This window comes from Allorhodopirellula heiligendammensis (assembly GCF_007860105.1).
GTDB lineage: Bacteria > Planctomycetota > Planctomycetia > Pirellulales > Pirellulaceae > Rhodopirellula > Rhodopirellula heiligendammensis.
The window spans coordinates 1405670-1420988 of the sequence record NZ_SJPU01000001.1 but is presented as its reverse complement, the minus strand read 5'-3'; the positions used below and the strand labels follow the sequence as shown (position 1 = coordinate 1420988).

The 15319-nt window shown below is 57.5% G+C and carries 13 protein-coding genes; 7 read left to right on the top strand and 6 right to left on the bottom strand.

Annotated features, from left to right (window positions below):
- The first annotated feature begins 172 nt into the window (after positions 1-172).
- From Poly21_RS05430 to Poly21_RS05415, 4 genes are all read left to right on the top strand, one after another.
- The gene (locus Poly21_RS05430; RefSeq protein ID WP_146405907.1) at positions 173-1216 is read left to right on the top strand and encodes a hypothetical protein; all 1044 of its coding nucleotides are present in this window, start codon (positions 173-175) and stop codon (positions 1214-1216) included.
- A 64-nt stretch (positions 1217-1280) separates the two neighbouring features.
- Complete coding sequence (locus tag Poly21_RS05425) at positions 1281-2606, top strand: polysaccharide biosynthesis/export family protein (RefSeq protein WP_146405906.1); 1326 nt, start codon at positions 1281-1283, stop codon at positions 2604-2606.
- Positions 2607-2765: 159 nt separating this feature from the next.
- Positions 2766-4232, top strand: coding sequence for a hypothetical protein (locus tag Poly21_RS05420; RefSeq protein WP_146405905.1), 1467 nt, complete (start codon positions 2766-2768; stop codon positions 4230-4232).
- 84 nt (positions 4233-4316) lie between these two features.
- The gene (locus tag Poly21_RS05415; RefSeq protein ID WP_146405904.1) at positions 4317-5117 is read left to right on the top strand and encodes a class-II aminoacyl-tRNA synthetase family protein; all 801 of its coding nucleotides are present in this window, start codon (positions 4317-4319) and stop codon (positions 5115-5117) included.
- A 28-nt stretch (positions 5118-5145) separates the two neighbouring features.
- Here the strand turns inward: Poly21_RS05415 and Poly21_RS05410 are convergent, their stop codons facing one another.
- The 3 genes from Poly21_RS05410 to Poly21_RS05400 form a co-directional block, all read right to left on the bottom strand.
- Positions 5146-6321 carry a helix-turn-helix domain-containing protein gene (locus tag Poly21_RS05410; protein ID WP_302117661.1) on the bottom strand — a complete coding sequence of 392 codons (1176 nt, stop codon included), beginning with the start codon at positions 6319-6321 and terminating at the stop codon, positions 5146-5148.
- A gap of 73 nt (positions 6322-6394) precedes the next feature.
- Positions 6395-7567 (bottom strand): cysteine desulfurase family protein, encoded by a 1173-nt coding sequence (locus Poly21_RS05405; RefSeq protein ID WP_146405902.1) that lies wholly within the window; start codon positions 7565-7567, stop codon positions 6395-6397.
- Positions 7564-8250 (bottom strand): hypothetical protein, encoded by a 687-nt coding sequence (locus Poly21_RS05400; protein WP_302117660.1) that lies wholly within the window; start codon positions 8248-8250, stop codon positions 7564-7566. Before Poly21_RS05400 ends, Poly21_RS05405 begins: the two co-directional genes overlap by 4 nt.
- A gap of 266 nt (positions 8251-8516) precedes the next feature.
- Between Poly21_RS05400 and scpB the strand changes: the two genes are divergently transcribed.
- Entirely contained in the window at positions 8517-9761 is a 1245-nt protein-coding gene (scpB, locus tag Poly21_RS05395; protein ID WP_146405901.1) for an SMC-Scp complex subunit ScpB, read from the top strand.
- Between the two features lie 143 nt (positions 9762-9904).
- Here scpB and recA read toward each other — a convergent pair whose 3' ends face one another.
- Positions 9905-11032, bottom strand: coding sequence for a recombinase RecA (gene recA / locus Poly21_RS05390; RefSeq protein ID WP_146405900.1), 1128 nt, complete (start codon positions 11030-11032; stop codon positions 9905-9907).
- Between the two features lie 470 nt (positions 11033-11502).
- Between recA and Poly21_RS05385 the strand changes: the two genes are divergently transcribed.
- Positions 11503-12444, top strand: coding sequence for a DUF1571 domain-containing protein (locus Poly21_RS05385; protein WP_146405899.1), 942 nt, complete (start codon positions 11503-11505; stop codon positions 12442-12444).
- Between the two features lie 75 nt (positions 12445-12519).
- Here Poly21_RS05385 and Poly21_RS05380 read toward each other — a convergent pair whose 3' ends face one another.
- Both Poly21_RS05380 and Poly21_RS05375 read right to left on the bottom strand, forming a co-directional pair.
- On the bottom strand, positions 12520-13140 hold the full coding sequence (locus tag Poly21_RS05380; RefSeq protein ID WP_436967488.1) for an RNA polymerase sigma factor: 621 nt from the start codon (positions 13138-13140) through the stop codon (positions 12520-12522).
- Between the two features lie 454 nt (positions 13141-13594).
- Complete coding sequence (locus Poly21_RS05375) at positions 13595-13975, bottom strand: hypothetical protein (RefSeq protein WP_146405898.1); 381 nt, start codon at positions 13973-13975, stop codon at positions 13595-13597.
- Between the two features lie 363 nt (positions 13976-14338).
- Between Poly21_RS05375 and Poly21_RS05370 the strand changes: the two genes are divergently transcribed.
- Complete coding sequence (locus Poly21_RS05370; protein ID WP_146405897.1) at positions 14339-15280, top strand: ComF family protein; 942 nt, start codon at positions 14339-14341, stop codon at positions 15278-15280.
- Positions 15281-15319 lie beyond the last annotated feature (39 nt).

Genomic DNA, 15319 nt, shown 5'->3' with positions numbered 1-15319 from the left:
AAAAACCCGTTCAGTACACAGGAACGCGAAGGCAGGTAATCTAGGCAGTTTGATCCGCTCGCTCTGGTTGGAACATGTGATAATTCCTACGAATAGCAGTACTCGCATTACCGGCCGAACCGAACACAGTAGGTGAATACCCATTTCACTCATGCTCGGACGAGTTGCGGATATGAAGATCGAAATCCACCGAGTGTCGTTGGGCTTGCTAGCGTTGATGACGCTGGGGGGCTGTGCGTCATTCAATGATTGTTATTACGAAAAAACGCAGAGGGTACGTGCTTTGAAAGAGTACGTGCACTGCGGCAAGCCACAATGCTCGGAATATCCGCGAGACTACAAACTAGGCTGGATTGACGGCTTCTATGAGGTCGCGACGGGCGGAAGCGATTGCCCACCCTCGGTGGCACCGGCCCGCTACTACGAGCCCAAAGAAATTCTGAAATACTGTGACAAGCGACGGCACGACTACTACAGCGGCTGGCAGGACGGCGCGGCGCGGGCATCGCAATTTCCCAATACGCACTACCTGCGAATCTACGAGACGGAAGAGTGCCCGTTTCCACGCTGTGAGAAGCCTTGCAGCAACGGTCAGTGTGGGCCCTGCCGCGAAGCTTTCGTCGGCATGACCGCTGCAACGGAAATGATCGAAATCGCACCAACTTCGCCGCCGACGACGACCTCATTTGAGTCTATCCAAGGCGATGCCACACCAACGGGAGCCAACGAGGCCACCGAATGGCAGAGCGATACCTCGGTTGAATTAACGATTCCTGCGGTCAACGACATCGAACATGCACCGATTGAGACATCGAGCCAATCGATTCCGTCGCCAGGACCGGCACCCAATACGCTGACGGACCTCCCGACGCTGCCATTGATTCCACCGGCACCCACCGAATCGGCGCAGCAGGAAATCGTGTTGAGCGAGCCTGCTACCGCTGAGAAGCCAGCCGAACCGGCTGCCCCGGCAGATGATTCGCCGTTGATCTCGATTCCCGGGTATCGGGCGACGACCCAATGGAATCAATCTGCCGCTCAGCCGACCAAGGCTCAACCGGTTGGGTTCATTCGCATGGTCAAGCCGATTCAAGACGCTCAAGCCAAGCGTCCCAGCAGTGACGGCACAGAGCCGATTGTGATTGTCGATGCTCCTTATCAGCACTTTCAGCTGAACGATAACGAAGCCAAACCTGTCATCCAACTCGTCGAATGATTCACGAGTCCCCTTTCATCTCACATCCCATTTATTCAATTCTGTATTGCGAAGGGATTCAGCAATGATTCGCACGAATCAACTCCAAAACATCACAGCGTCGATCGCCGCCACGGCGTTGATCACGATCACGACGCTGTCCAGTACCGGTTGTCACATTCACTCGGTCGCGTCCGCCCGCAATTCGATCCCGGCCAACCGGCTCGATCCGAACCTGTTCGGTTGCTCGCGTGAAGCTCTCGCGCCGCTGCCGTTTTCATCTCTCGGGCAGGTGAAGCCTGAGCAGCACATCATCGGCCCCGGCGATACGCTGTCGATCTACGTGTATGGGGTGTTCCCCGCCAACGAGGAAGAGACGCCGGTTCAACAACGTTCGCAAGCTATCAACCAACGTTACTACCCACCGCGTGGTACGGTCGTTGGTCCTCTGACAGGTTTGCCCGCACGCGTGGAGGGCAACGGGACGATTGACATGCCGCTCATCGGCGACGTCAACATCACTGGTCTGACGATGCCGCAGGCTGTCGCCAAGCTCAAACAAGCGTACTTGGACGAAAACGTTCTGCAGGAAGGCAAGGAGCGGGTCACCGTCGACCTGTTGATTCCACGGGTCCGGCGAATTGTCGTGCTACGACAAGATACACCCAACCCGGCCGTCGCGCTCACGCCGCCAGGTGTTGTCGATCAGGTTCACCGCGGCAGCGGCGAGGTCATCGACTTGCCGATCTATGAAAACGATGTGTTGCACGCACTCGGAGCTACCGGCGGATTGCCCGGCACCGATGCGGCGCGGGAGTTGTACGTCATTCGCAACGGTGCGGGAATCAATACGCAGTTCCTCAGCGGTGGATCCCTGCAAGGCCTGGTCAGTGGCGGCGAAGCGGGCCAGTGCAACGCAGGCGTGATTCGGATCCCACTGGCAGGATGTCCCTGCGACGGTATCCCGTTTCAACCCGCTGACGTGGTGCTCCACGAGGGAGACACCGTGTACATCCCTCGTCGCGACGAGTACTTCATCACTGGTGGTCTGCTGCCCGGAGCACGAATCCCGTTGCCGCGTGACAAGGACGTCGATGTCCTCGAGGCCATCGCACTGGCAACTGGTTCACCGGGCGGGCCACTGGGGATCGGCGGTCAGGCCCTCATCGGCGGACGGCCCGGCTATGTTCGTGAAGCCACACAGGTGATGATCTTGCGAACGCTTCCCGATGGACGGCAAATCAACATTCGGGTCGATTTGGACCGCGCTATCACGGACCAAAAGCAACGGATTCGTATCATGCCTGACGACGTTGTGATGTTGCATCAGAAACCAGGTGCCGCGTTCTTCAATACCTTCCTGAACTACTTCAGCGGAGACGGTATTCTGGTCTCAAGCATCGCCGACTAGACGCGATGGGACTAACTGCCAGCACTTTTGAAACACCGCGGCGTCCTCGCCGCGGTGTTTTTTATTATCCGAGAAGGGTAGCCTTTCCCTATACTGGCCATATTTCTCTGTGACTTTCGTCACTCTCACCTCAATTTCTTATCTACCAACTGCGGTGTCATGATGAACCAACTTTACTTGAAGATCGGATGCGTAATCGTCACCGGCGTCCTCATTGCGATGTTGGCAGGCAAGATCGATCTTCAGCCAACGGATACCGCACCGAATACCACCATAAAACAGGAACCACTCCAACAAGAACAACGCCAACAGGATCAAACCACGTTGGATGCCCCGCATCACCGAGAGACGGAACTGGCATCGCTGCAAACAGGCAGAATTGCCGAAGGGTCCGATGCGGTGGATCCCGATCGACGCGAACACGATCGCAGCACGAACCGGCCTGTCGACGTTTCGCTGCGGGTCGGCAAGATTGCTGCCACGCCAGGACGTGATGAGATCACCCAAATTCAAACACTGCCTCTGCTGGATTCACAAATTCAACGGCTGTACGCGATTTCCAAAGCGGCATCGTGCCGGATGTTGACGCCAGGGGCCGCCGTGCAGCCCAACTTGACGGCGCCTGCCCCAGGACAGGCGTCTACGATCGGGCGCGTGCCGTCGATTACCGTTGGACTGGAGATGGCGGAGGAAGGCCGCAATAAACTACCAATGGTGACTCGAGGCCAGGTCGACAATTACTTTCGCATCCATCGCCTATCGATCCAGCCCGTCGTCTACTGTGATGCATCTGGCCAGTACTATTTTGGCACCGACTGTCAGGCTGCATTTTTCGAGCTGGACCGACCGGGAACGGCAATCTCGCCCGAACCCATGATCGAGTCCGCCGTCGCGAGGTTTCGATCGTTGGGCGTCTTCACGTCATCAGAGACCGAGTCATCGGCGGCGACGAAAAAGTTGGATACGAGCGAACCCACCACCTCATCAGAAACCGGTCGCACCTTGGTAATGGCATTCACCTTTGAGAAGAGTGATCAGCTCGTCTCTAGCGTAGGTTCCAGTGACCGGCAGGCGACCGAACTGCTGCTCTTCCATTTGCCTCAGCGGCAGACCAATGCCGCAGACGGCAAACCCAATCGCGCCGGCGTCCCCGACATCGAATTGGAAGTATTCATTACCAGCGACGATCGGCGGACCTTGAATCGCCTGGATCTGCAAGGTTCCGAGGTCAACTCACCGGTACCAACGATTTCAGCCGATATTCGCTTTGACAAAATGATCCTGATGGGGATGTATCCATCGGAGCCCGTTGTCACACAAATTCACTATCAATCGGCGGGTGTGTTGTCGATGGATCTCGTCAAAAACCTGATGAACGGGACGAGCGATCGATCAAGTATTTCACTCAGCGCGATTCTCGACCAATTTACCCTCCTCTCTCAATCGCTGTCCCGGTCCGGCCGGATGGCCCGCGCCAACCAGACCGATGCGAACCCATCGAGTTCACGGACGCCCGGCAATATCGATGAGTCCGATGAATCGTGGTATCAGGACATGTCACGACGCAAGTATGACCGGCTGAATCAATCCTTGCAGCCGATTGAAAGGAAAGACTCTCCGTTCTAGCGATCGCGACTCGCTTCATCGTGTAGCATCCTTCGCGAGCACGTGGATTCCGTCGCTAGGCGAGCCCAGCTATCAGCGGATCCGATGTGTTGGAACGTCTCGCTGTCGCTAAAATTGCCCGAACACCAAACCATCGTGCTGCTTCCCAACAACTATCTGATCTCGCTCGTCCTGCACCAAGCTATCTTAGCAGCGGTTTGTTATTTAACCGGCTGGTGTGTGTTGCGTTGGGATGTGAAGGTCAATTACACCCGGAAAATCAATCACTTCATGTTGATGTTGATTCCGTTTGTGCTGGCGTGGTGGTTGCCTTACGTTCCCAATGTGCCCACCACCATCGCGAGCTTGGTCACATTTGTCACGATGACGTCACTCTTTTTACCACCGATCCGCAACCGTGTCCCGCTGGTCGCGACCGCTTTTGCGAGCGTCGACCGGCCCGAAGACCGCCCCCACACCATCGCCTGGATCATGAGTCAAGCAGTGGCTGCGTACCTGGTGATTTTGGTCGTTTTTTTGACGTTACGGTGGCTCAAAGCTCCCGAACTGATCGCGATCCCGCTGTTGATCAATGGGATTGGTGACGGATTGGCTGAGCCGATTGGCATCCGCTTCGGTCGCCATCGATACCAGGTACCCTCCCTCGCCGCAGGCAGATGCTATACGAGATCCTACGAGGGGAGTGCGTGCGTCTGGGTAACATCGGTGATCGTCATCCTCTTCCTGTTACCAACATTATCGTGGCCAGTATTCATCGCTCTGGTCACGTGGGTGCCACCCATCATGACCCTCACCGAGGCTTTCTCACCGCATTCGTGGGATGCCCCCTTCATGTACGCCATGGGAGGTGCCTGCGTCAGCCTCGTGCTGCTACTTGTTGGCTGAGCATCCGCAAATTCAAGGAACAATCGGTCTACGCGAACCGCTCGGTGATGTGGTCAGCGGCGCGGCGAAGATCAGCATCATCGTCAAACGACGACTCCATCTTCCGAATGGCGTGCAAGACGGTCGAATGATCCCGACCACCGAACGCGTCGCCAATGTGGGAGAGGCTCGAGTCGGTCAACTGACGTGACAACCACATTGCTAAGGATCTGGCACGGACGATGTTCTGCCTCCGCGATCCACTCCGCATCTCCGATGACTTGACGCCCAAATGCCTTGCCACGGCCGACGTGATTGCTTTGATCGAAACGGATTCCCGCTCACCGCCGCTCCCGCCCGCCGATTCAATTGCCTCCGCACAGACCGGCGAGTCGTGCATGCGACACCACATCGCGACTTGTTTCACCCCGGACTCCAGCTCTCGCACACTGACTTCACTTGGCAATCCACCATCGAGCAGCGCCCACGTATCCGGCTCGGCATCAGGCATGTGGGCGAGCATGAGTTCCCGCAGTATCGCCTTGCGGGCGTCGCCTGTCGGTGGTCGCAACTCCACGGTCAGCCCCGGCAAGGTGCGGCTGACCAGGGGTGGACGCAGTCCACGAATCTCCGAAGGCAAACGACGACAGGTCACAATCGTAATCCGCCCCGCAGCATCGCGGGCCTCCAACCGCGCAGCGAGTTCCTCTTGTGCTGGCGCTTTATCCGCAATCAGATGCAGGTCATCGATCACCCACACGCATGCTTCATCCAACTTTTTCCGCATCCGCGGCATGTCTTTCGAATCTATTGACGAAGCAAATTCGCGGGCAAAATCAATGGCGGGTTGATAGAGCACTCGCGACGAAAGAACTTTACTGGTGACCCCCGACGCGGCCGCACCACGGCCCGCCATGGCCATGTCAGCAGGCGCCGCAGGTTCGTTCAGCTGGTCCCATACCGAGTCGATACCAATCCGCTGAGCCAAGTGCAACGCAACGGCCGTTTTGCCCACACCGGGCGGACCGACCAGCAATAGCGGTCGCGCGATCTCCAACAGCGGAGACACCGATTGGTCACAGACGTAGCCTGCCAGTCGATTCTCGCGACCGTAGTAAAACAGGGGCGTGACAGGTCGCACCACAGGCGCCTCACGCCGCCGCCGGCGCAGCGTGGGACGCTCCAATGGAAACGATGAAACGGCGGGCGGAGTGGGTGTCACCACGAGATGTTCACTGGCGAGAAGAATTCAGCCTCCCATTCTATGCAGATCCCCGCATTTGTGCCAGCTTTTCCACTTAGTTTTCCACATGTGCAAAACCGCCCGCGGAGCGTAGTTTCGAGGAAATCAGCTCAATCGCCCGTGTAACTTCCTCCTCCGTGGAAAACTTAGACACCCCAAATCGCAGGGCGGCATCGACAACTGATTTTCCCGCCCCCATGGCCATCAGGACGTGACTTGGCGGGCTGCTACCACTGCTGCAAGCCGAACCGCTGCTGCACGCCACCCCAGCGAGATCGAGGGCCATCAGGACGGTCTGCCGATCGGTACCCGGCAGCGACAGACAGGTGGTGGAAGCAATCCGAGGTGCCGACTGTCCATGCACGATGAGTTGAGCGTAGCGATTTGTGAGTTCACGTTCGAGTCGATCCCGTAGACGCGACATATGAATCGCCGCAGTGGGCTGCTCCTCGACGGCAATCGCCGTCGCCTCCGCCGCCGCGATGACGAGCGGCACGGGTTCGGTACCCGGTCGTGTACTCAATTGCTGCTCCCCACCATGGAGCGATGCCCGCGCCGTAACCCCAGGGGCCAACCACAAGAACCCGACGCCCGCCGGGCCGTGATACTTGTGCGGCGTGAACGTCACCGCAGCGGCCCCCCACCGCGCTAAGTCAACGGGCGTTTTGCCAATCGATTGGGTCGCGTCGACATGCAGTAACGCACCCTGAGCTCGACAGAGCTCGGAAATCTCAACGATAGGCTGGATCACCCCCGTCTCGTTGTTGGCCGACATGATAGAAACCAGCCCGACAGGCGTGCCCCGACGCTGGGACTCCACCAACCCCTGTTCTAAATCTGCCAGGCTCACGACCCCATCTGAATCTACGCCGATCGACAATACCTGCCGTCCGTGCTGCTCCAAAGATGCGGCTGCGGCTAACACACTCGGGTGCTCGATCGTACTAACCAGAATTGCGCCGTCCTCGGGTCCGAGACCCGCCACCGCCAGATTGTTCGCTTCCGTCCCGCCGCTGGTCACGATCAATCGGGCTGCATCGACCCTCGTCAGATCACTGCCAAGCGACTGCCCGATACGGTCGAGTGCCGCTTCGAGCCGCCCCCGGGCGCGGCGACCAAAATGGTGCTGACTCGATGCGTTGGCGGGACCGGATTGCCACGCCGCCATGAGAACCTCAGCGACGCGAGGGTCGAGCGCTGTGGTGGCATTGTTATCGAGATAGATCATGGAGTCCCCACCCCCTTCGAAGAAGATCCCCGCGAATATTGGGCCGCCTCGGCTGCCAACGCATCTGCCAAGCCGTCCATACCTGCGGCACGCATGTCGCGCACTAATGACGCATATTCTCTCTCCAAATACTCTCGTTGGGTTGCCTGCAATGCGTCGACAGTATCGATCGGACGAACCCGTTCGAGTAAACGCGGCATCAGAATGTACAATTCTCGCTGCGCCAGCTTGCCGATCGTCGGCCACAATACGCTTGCCAACTTGGGATGTTTCTGACTCCACTGACTCCAATACGGACTGCCATCGCGTTCCAACCTGAGCTGGTCGAGGAGCAGCGCCGCATCATCGTCCTGGAGTCCACGACCGCCCCTTCGCAGCGACACCAAATGCCAGTCAGCAGGCGCTGTCGGCGGCAGCGAAATCCAATTCTGTTGCGTCAGCAGAAGCGCCGTCGACGGAGTACTGCTCACGCGAACAATGGGCGTGATCTGCCAATGAATAATCGGGATTTCGTAAAAGGAAAACCGCCGAGAGCGAAAATGTGTCGGCGAGAATTCCTCACCCTCGACGTATCCCATCGTGCGCACGACCACCCATACCAGAACTCCCAGGACGATCGCGGAAATCAGCGAAATCCAAAGTTGAGAGCCATTGATTCTTTGCCAGCGAGATAGATTAGGCACGACAGGGTTCAGGGTTCAGAGTGATTTAACCGGACTGGTGACGCCGAGAGGACTTGATCATGATAGGTATCTGCAGGTAAGCCTTGGTCATTGAATTGCGAGGGCGAACGACAGGGGCCGTCTGGCATGCGAGACGAACCTGGAGAATAACCAATGCATCGCCAGCTGTCGCTTAGTTTAGCGAGTAGACCGCGTTGATAAATTGGCGAGCGGCTCTCGAAACAGAACGCTACGATCTCCGAGGTGAATCTTCCATCGAAATCAATATGAATCCTTACGCCGCCCCTTGGCAACGCGTGACATCGCTCCGCGATCGGTTCGAGACGTCTCCGGCATCCCGTCGCAACCTTGCATTCTGTCTGACGACAGTCGACTCGGGCGACCACGAGGCCGCAGGATCACGCGGCGCGGCGGAGCCTGCCGAAGGTGGCAGACCGGCAACACCACCGCCATCAGACGATTCTGCGGCCGCCCGCAGTCGCGTCGAAGCACTATTGTTGATTGCCAAATCGCCATTGAATTATCGCAAGATCGCATCCTTGGCGGGACTCGAAGATGCAACGCAGGCTCGTACGCTTGTCGCGGAATTGAATGAACTTTACGATTTGCTCGGTCGAGCCTTTCGCATCGAACAGCTCGCCGGTGGCAGCCGCATGATGACCCGCTCGGTCGTCGCCCCATGGCTGCGAAGACTGGGCGTTTTAGCTCCAGCGATCCGCTTGAGTTGGCCGATGATGGAGACGCTGGCGGTGGTGGCGTACCGCCAAGATGTTACGCGAGCAGATGTCGAAAGCGTTCGCGGTGTTGCCTGTGGCGAGATTCTGCGACAGCTGATGCAGCTGGATTTGGTCCGAATTAGTGGACGCAGCGACGATCTCGGACGACCCTATCTTTACGGAACCACCAAACGTTTCTTAAAAATCTGCGGATTGCCATCGATAAACGCCTTGCCAGCGATTGACTCACGGGGATTCTGTGATGATGTTTCTGGTAAGCAAGTCGCTACAGCTAATGGTGGCGGTTCTGAACTTTCCCCTTCTATCGATTCGGTCGAAGCGACCGTTTCCCAAGTCCCCAAGGAGTCTGACGTGAGTCTCGCAGTGACCGACGCTCTCGCCACCGATTCGGTGTTGTCTCATTTTGCAACCGGCATCGCCGACCAGGCTGCTGAGTCGTTTGATCGGACGGACACGCCCGCGTCGAACGAGATTGAACCCGCCGCCGTGATCGAAGATGAAGAAGATGATCTCTACGAAAATGGCCTCGATGACGACGACGACGAAGATTTCGTCGACGACGATGATGATTGGGACGACGACGACGACGAAGAAGAAGAAGACGGCGATGATGAGGACGACGCCGATGAAGACGATGACCTCGACACAGACGACAGTTGGGAGGAAGTCGACGACGACGATGCCGACGAAGACTGGGACGACGAAGATGAAGAGGACGATGACGACGACTGGGACGAAGACGCTGACGAAGACGAAGATGACGACGACGAATAGTCGATCCAATCCTCGTTGAGTCGCTGGCTCCCTCTCGCTGCTGATTCAACTTTTGAGTCCCCCAACAGGGGATGTTTCGGCAGCTCGATGAAGGCTTTGCTCGCTCGGGACAACAGTCCCGAGCGTATTAACTGCCGATTGATTCAGCTGTTAGCGACGTTCTCGGAGTCCTCGACATCGGCGTCGCTATCGAGTGCCTCGGCATCAAGCGGGGCGGCATACCCGCCAGCGGTGAGCACTTTCTGCTTGATCTCGTCCCGAATTTCAGGGTTTTCAATCAAGAAGTTTCGTGCTTTTTCTTTACCCTGGCCGAGATAGGTGTCGCCGTACTTGAACCATGCACCGCTGCGGTTAACCACCTTGTGCTCGGTGCCCAGGTCCAGCAAATCGCCCTCGAAGCTGATCCCACAACTATGCATCATGTCGAACTCCGCGACGCGGAACGGCGGTGCGACCTTGTTCTTCACGATCTTCGCTTTGACGCGTTGGCCGACTTGCTCGTCACCATCCTTGAGCGCCCCGATCCGACGGACGTCAATCCGGCAGGAGCAGTAAAACTTCAGTGCCCGACCACCTGGTGTCGTCTCGGGACTGCCGAACATCACACCCACTTTCTCACGAATTTGGTTGATGAAGATCACCGCCGTTTTACTCTTGGCAATCGCTCCGGTCAGTTTCCGCATCGATTGGCTCATCAATCGAGCCTGCAAGCCCACATGGCTGTCGCCAATCTCACCCTCGAGTTCCGCCTTCGGCACCAGAGCGGCAACTGAGTCAATGATGATGACGTCGACCGCATTGCTCTTGACCAGCATTTCACAAATCTGCATCGCTTCCTCACCGCTGCTGGGTTGGCTGACGAGCAAACTGTCCAGTTCAACACCGAGTTTTTTTGCCCAACTGGGATCGAAGGCATGCTCAGCGTCAATGATCGCGGCGATCCCACCCATTTTTTGTGCTTCAGCACCGACATGCAGGGCTAGGGTCGTCTTCCCGCTCGATTCGGGCCCGAAGACCTCGATGATCCGGCCACGCGGAATGCCCTGGCCGCCGAGAGCCATGTCGAGGCTCAATGAGCCCGTCGGAATGCCGTCGATGGTGAGTTTGTGGGATGCCCCCAGCGGCATGATGGCGCCTTCGCCAAACGATTTCTCAATTTGCTGCAGCGTCGTTTTCAGTCCCGGCTCTTTCTCTAAAATTCGCTTCATGCCCGGATCGAGTTTGACACCCTTGGATGCTGCAGCGGTCGCCGTACGTGGTTGCTTAGCCATATCCCTGTTTTCCTTAAGTTTTCTTTTCTAGCTCAGATTTCAAGAGCGACCTGGGGTCGTCGTCCGTTTGAACATCACCGAACGAAGCAGCCGGTTGATGGTATCGCGAATCTAGCACTTGGACAACAAATTTCGTTCCGAAACCCTGATTTTGGCAGGGGAAATAGTTCGAAACGATCGCTTTCCTAGACAGCTTTTCAACAACAATTCGCGATCGCCGGGCGAGCCCCGTTTGGCTCACGAAAGTAGTATCGCCGCCCCACTGGACACGTTTGGTCACCAGGTATTGAATGCATTAAAAAAACAGTTCCCACCCGACACGTGGGTACTCGATGAGGCGGTTCGCCTGTTGCGGGACCAGGTCCGGACGCTTCCCCGACCGGGTGCTCCCACAAAGCGTTGTGCAGCGGGGTCCCTCAGCGAAATAATGAGAAAGTTCAGAGCCCGGTTCCCTATTTCAAACTCCGTCCATGGTTCTCACTGTGACAGAAGCTCTCTCTTCCACGAGCGATCAACGCCGCCAGTGGGTTTGGTTGATGGCGTTATCCTTGGCAACCGCGGGTCTCACTGTGATGGCCACGTCTCTTGCCAGTAGCCGCGCCGAATCAGCAACACCCGTCGCTGTGGCACCTCCACAAGCGACCGGGAGTGAAATCGCCGCATCCGAATCCGGAAGAACAGAGGAAGTGTCCATGGCTGAAATGCTGCAACTGGCCAATACTGCGCTTGCCGAGACGAATGCCCATCTCGACGACTACACGGCGCGACTCATCAAGCAGGAGCAAGATCGTAGTGGGGTGTTACAGCCCGCCTCCGAGATCTCTCTGAAAGTGGTAACGAGACACGCGGGAGGCACGCCCGGTGGACCACTGAAGGTATACCTGCGGTTCGAATCGCCCAGCAACATCCGCGGCCGCGAGGTGATCTGGGTGGAAGATCAAAACGACGGCAAAATGCAAGTCCGTGAAGCCGGCATGGTCGGGGCCATGATGACCGTGTCACTGCCACCTGAGGGTTTCTTAGCCATGCAGGGCCAACGATATCCCATTGCCGAAATCGGTTTGACCCGATTGCTCGAAAAACTGATCGAGCGCGGCGGTGAGGATCGCGACGACCCCCACGTACGCGTGTTTAAAACGGAAGGCTACCCGTTCGACGGTCGATCGTTGACACACCTCCGAATCGAGCGCAGCCAGCCTACCGGTCGGGAGAATGATTTTGCGGTGGCAGAACTGGTCCTCGACCAGCCGCAGAACGTAGTCGTGAGCTATCGCAGTTTTGACTGGCCCAAACCCAACAGTGACCAGCGCCCACTGATTGAATCGTATGAATATCACGATCTGCAAACGAACGTGGGGCTGACCGCTCGAGATTTCGATACGGCCAACCCCGAATATTCGTTCGCTAAGTAGGATGGGTCCCCCGTCACGTCCGTCTATCCCCAACGGCACGCCAAACCAGGGGTACCCGTTCTGGCTCCCACGCCCTCAAACCGCTTGGCAGACCGGGATCTCTGGGGCCGCGACCGACATCGGTACGGTCGCCGGAAAATCAGTCCGCATCGTTTCGGCAAGCCGCTTGCGAGCGGTGTGCAAGCGGCGTTTGATCGTGCCCACAGGGGCATCGAAGCGGTCGCTCATTTCGATTAGCGATTGCCCTTGCAGGTAAAACGCGCGCAAAGTTTGCTGGTCGATGTCACCCAATCGAGTCAAACCGCTACGCACCGCATCGGCACGTTCGCGATCTTCAAACGCCGTTTGTGGCGAAGTCTCATCGGCACAGGTGGCTTCCAGCGTTTCCGGATCGCAGGACACCGACAACCGACCGCGTGTGGCGCGGTTGATGGCCATGCGGTGCACGATCTGACGCAACCAGCCACCGAATGCTTCTGGGACACGCAGTTGATTGACTTTCTGCATTGCCTGAATAAACACGTCCTGTGCCAATTCTTCGGCTTCGTGAGCGTTCCGCAGGCGTTGCATCGAGAGGGCCACGATGGCGGGCCGATAGCGTTCAAACAATTCGCCAAAGGCCTCTCGGTCACCTTGTTGAGCTTGGACGACGAGCTGCGCCACCGTCAGCGGACCATCGTTATGGACATTGTGCATCGGCACGATCGCGGCCGAGATGGGATTTTTGTTTTCGAGTGTGATCGTCATGATTTGTTCCTCCCCAGGATCAAGCAGGGGCATTCCAGTTTCAAACTGCCAGTGAAAGCTTCCAAGATTCGTTCAGGAATCGCGATGGTTCTGCGGTTCGCAGGCGGTCTCGACGCGGATGAGGAACGTTCAGCGACCCGTTCGGGCTTTCCTAGAAAGTTGCTCCAGACATACTCGTGCCGAGTACTGGGCTGGAAGGAAAGGCGATTCAGGGCGCTGGCGACATCTCTCTCGCGCTAGCAGACATCTGCGAGCAGCATCATGGGGTGACCGAAATCAGTTCGACGGAGCTTCGTTTCCAACCAGCGGAATCCACCGCTGCGGTAGGTGCAGCGATCCGGGATGAAATGAGCTTACGAAGAATCGTTTTCGGGTCAGCGAGCTGGGTGCGACGCGGATGGCGTTAGCCTATGGCCGCGTAACCCTTGCTCGTGCGATTCGCCGTTCGCGGTGACACGGTCACCGGGACGACTGCGAAACGCGTCATCTGGGGTCGGCCCCATAATCGCGACAGCGATGGACACGTTTGGTCCATCTGTAGCGACAAACACATGCGTTTATCGCTCCCGAGGTCGACAGGCGTACTGCCGACGCTGGCATACAGAGGCTTCCACAATGATTCGCGACGTTCTCGATGGTCAGCCGGATGGGCCGACCACGGGAACTCCGCAAGTCTCTCGGAAAGGTTCACGACGACTGTCGAGATCCGGCCGAAACCATTGCACAGAAGGCCGCTGACGCGGGTTGCACGAATGACATTCAGGTTGGAAATCAGAGTTCGCATCGGAACCTCCCGGCACCGTTTCTTACGGTGCGGTTGTGGAGCACAAATTGGAAATGCAGCTCACGTGGTGACCCATCGATGGAACCACCACCCCCCAAAGCGGGCCGCAGGTGAGACTGCGATTATTAAAAACTAAACCAAAAACTATTCATCACGAAAACCACTCGCAGCGGAATATGACAGGACTCGCATCGCTGTCACGGCTGAGACCCAGGATTAGGCTTGGACCCGTTGGGGTCCGAATTGCAACGTCACCTGGGCCACCGCAGCGACGCCATACACAAGTTTTCAGTTAGGTTCTTAGAAGACTATTTCAGCAGAAGGTTCGCCCGGCTACTAGAAAAATCTGTAAAATTTCAAAATATGTCTTCTCTAGCACCCGCACCACTGAGAAAAACGGCGGCGAAAGCTCGGTTTCTGAGACAGTCTGTGGAGCGATTTTGGGAATCGCTCGCCCCGTTGATCTTTCCGCCAGTCTGTGTGCTCTGTGGTGAGCCGACCGGCCGGGGTACGGATCGCGACTCCCCGCGGCGGTACGCAACCTTTTGTGTCAACTGTGAAACATCACTCCTGCAGTCGCAACCGATGATGCGGACAGCGTGTGAGCAGTGCGGTTGGCCACGCCAAGTCCGGTCGCCGCGTGGACCGTCCTCCCGCCTGGCTACCGATCCACTGCAAGAAATGGGGGTGCAAGAAATGGGGGTGACAGTGCCGGAACCCGAATTGCTGCCGTGCCCTAAATGCGCAGGACGCAGTTTTCCCCACCGGTTCGCGCGAATGACACCGCTGTATCGATATCACGATGCGGCGAGAACCGCCGTCGTTGCGGCGAAATACCCCTGCAATTCCGCCGTCACTCGGGAGTTGGCCATGCGTTTAGCGGATCGCTGCCGCAGTCGCTGGCCCGATTTAGCCATGGCAGGGCACGCCCCTGCCCCGCCGTTGATGGTGACGAGCGTCCCTAGTCCCTGGATTCGGCAGGTTCGCCGGGGCGGCAGTGGCACGCGGTTACTGGCCCAGTACACGGCCAAGAACTTGAGGCTACCCTACGTAAGCCTATTGCGAACGACCCGCCCGGTCGCCAAACAAGCGTTGCTGGACGATGATGCCCGCCACGAGAACGTCCGCGGAGCATTTCACGTCGGTCAGCGATGGCGCCAAACGAGCATGGATTGTGACATCATATTGGTCGATGATGTGATGACGACCGGAGCGACCGCCGACGAGGTGGCGGGGGTTCTGATGGATGCTGGGGCACGCCGGGTCTCACTGGCGGTGGTGGCCCTTGCCATGCGGGATTCTTGAACCTTTCCGTTGAATTCGCCGAATCATGGTTGGATCCCT